General features: G+C 64.9%; 4 protein-coding genes. 2 read left to right on the forward strand and 2 right to left on the reverse strand.

Features of this window, described 5'->3' with window-relative positions; all coding sequences use genetic code 11:
• Positions 1-57: 57 nt before the first annotated feature.
• Positions 58-522, reverse strand: a complete 465-nt coding sequence (gene dut, locus VFA16_RS04230) for a dUTP diphosphatase (protein ID WP_324966608.1) — start codon at positions 520-522, stop codon at positions 58-60.
• A 25-nt stretch (positions 523-547) separates the two neighbouring features.
• On the opposite strand from dut, the gene VFA16_RS04235 reads away from it, so the two are divergent.
• A complete protein-coding gene (locus tag VFA16_RS04235; protein ID WP_324966609.1) occupies positions 548-1,024 on the forward strand; it encodes a DUF3093 domain-containing protein in 477 nt (158 codons plus the stop codon).
• 13 nt (positions 1,025-1,037) lie between these two features.
• Here VFA16_RS04235 and VFA16_RS04240 read toward each other — a convergent pair whose 3' ends face one another.
• Positions 1,038-1,340 carry a DUF4193 domain-containing protein gene (locus VFA16_RS04240; protein ID WP_067115263.1) on the reverse strand — a complete coding sequence of 101 codons (303 nt, stop codon included), beginning with the start codon at positions 1,338-1,340 and terminating at the stop codon, positions 1,038-1,040.
• Between the two features lie 162 nt (positions 1,341-1,502).
• Between VFA16_RS04240 and cei the strand changes: the two genes are divergently transcribed.
• Positions 1,503-2,082: envelope integrity protein Cei (gene cei, locus VFA16_RS04245; protein WP_324966610.1), on the forward strand; the 580-nt coding region annotated here is incomplete at its 3' end.

The raw sequence follows: 2,082 nt of genomic DNA on the forward strand, positions 1-2,082 counted from the left end.
ATAGCCCGTGCCGCTCCTCCTCCTCCTCATCGCTTCGCTCTGCATCTCTGGAGCGGGTCACAAACTCGCATGTCCGCCGGAGGAACCGTGGCCGCCGTCGCCACGCGATGTCTCGGCCAACCCGGCCTCGTCGAACGACGAAACCTCAACCAGCTCGACCAGCTCGACCCGCTGCACCAGCAACTGGGCGATGCGGTCGCCGCGATGCACGACGATCGGCGTCACCGGGTCGAGGTTGATCAGCGCCACCTTGATCTCCCCGCGATAGCCGGCATCGATGGTGCCCGGGCTGTTGACAATCGAAAGCCCAACGCGCGCAGCCAAACCCGAGCGCGGATGCACCAAGCCGACCATCCCGTACGGGACGGCAACCGCGATGCCGGTGCGCACCAGCGCACGCTGGCCCGGCGCCAGCTCAACGTCTTCGGCGCTGTAGAGGTCTACCCCGGCATCACCGTCGTGGGCGCGATTGGGCAATGGGAGTCCGCGGTCCAAGCGGACAACCGCCAGACTGGTCGACACGGGGCCACAGACTACCCTTGGCCGCGTGTCAGGGACGCGCGTCGCGCCGCAAAGTGTGCGGTATCGCGAACGACTCTGGGTGCCGTGGTGGTGGTGGCCGCTGGGCTTCGGGCTGGCCGCGCTCATCGCGTACGAAGTCAATCTCGGCATCCGTAGCCTGCCGGACTGGTTGCCGTACGTCACGCTGTTCGTGGTCGCCGCCGCGGTGCTGCTGTGGTTGGGGCGCTTCGAAATCCGAGTCACGCTCGGCGACGACGGCCCCGAATTATGGGCCGGCCAAGCGCATTTGCCGGTCACCGTAATCGCCCGCTCGGCAGAAGTCCCGCGTTCGGCGAAGTCCGCGGCGCTCGGGCGCCAACTGGATCCTGCGGCATACGTGTTGCACCGCGGCTGGGTCGGGCCGATGGTGCTGGTCGTTCTCGATGACCCCGACGATCCGACGCCGTACTGGCTGGTGAGCTGCCGTCACCCAGAGCGGGTGCTGTCGGCATTGCGCAGCTGACTCGCGAGATCGGTCAGGCCGCGCAGTCGGTACAGATCATCACGCCGTTTTTCTCGCTGGCGAGCCGGCTGCGGTGTTGCACCAAGAAACAGCTCGAGCAGGTGAACTCGTCAGCCTGCTTGGGAATAACGCGAACGGACAGCTCTTCGCCGGACAAGTCGGCGCCGGGCAGTTCGAAGGATTCAGCGGTTTCGGATTCGTCGACGTCGACCACGGCCGACGCGGCTTCGTTCCGCCGTGCTTTGAGCTCCTCTAGCGAATCCTCCGAAACGTCATCGGTCTCGGTGCGCCGCGGGGCGTCATAGTCGGTAGGCATCTTGCATCCCCTCGTTACCTTGCAAGCAACGCTTTGTACCAGCGTCGAACGCATCCACCAAACGATTCGTGCCCGTATCTGGGTTCCTTCAAGTGTGATTTACATCACACACCACATTTGCCCTCCGTGTGCCGTCTTAAACATTGCGTTTAGAGTGCGTACGTGGTCGCGCAAATCACAGAAGGCACCGCTTTCGACAAGCACGGCCGGCCCTTTCGGCGACGCAATCCCCGGCCGGCTGTTGCGCTTTTGCTGGTGCTGCTTCTGATAACGGGCGTGGTGTGGACGATGGCGCTGACCCGCTCGTCTGATGTGCATGAGACCGCTGTCTGTAACCCGCCGCCGCCGGAACCCAATGGCGAGCCGCCACGCCTAGGCGAGCAGGTGCAGCGAAGCTCGATGGTGAACGTCACCCCCGCCAAACTCGCCGAAACCAAGGTCCACGTGCTCAACGCCAGCGGACGCGGGGGTCAGGCCGCCGATGTCGCCGATGCCTTGCGCGACTTGGGCTTTGCTCAACCGAGCGCTGCCAATGACCCCGTCTACGCCAACACCAGGCTGAACTGTCAGGGCCAAATCCGTTTCGGTGAAGCAGGCCAAGCCTCGGCGGCCGCGGTGTGGCTGGTGGCCCCGTGTGCCGAATTGTTCCGCGATGACCGCGCCGACGACTCCGTCGATCTCGCGCTCGGCACCGACTTCGGCACGCTGGCGCACAGTGACGACATCGAGACCGTGCTGGCCA

The sequence above is a fragment of the Mycobacterium sp. genome (genome assembly GCF_035653355.1).
Taxonomy (GTDB): domain Bacteria; phylum Actinomycetota; class Actinomycetes; order Mycobacteriales; family Mycobacteriaceae; genus Mycobacterium.

Coding starts and splice junctions, on each gene's coding strand:
- VFA16_RS04240 (WP_067115263.1), bottom strand. CDS start 1,340: ATGCCTACCGACTATGACGCCCCGCGGCGCACCGAGACCGATGACGTT.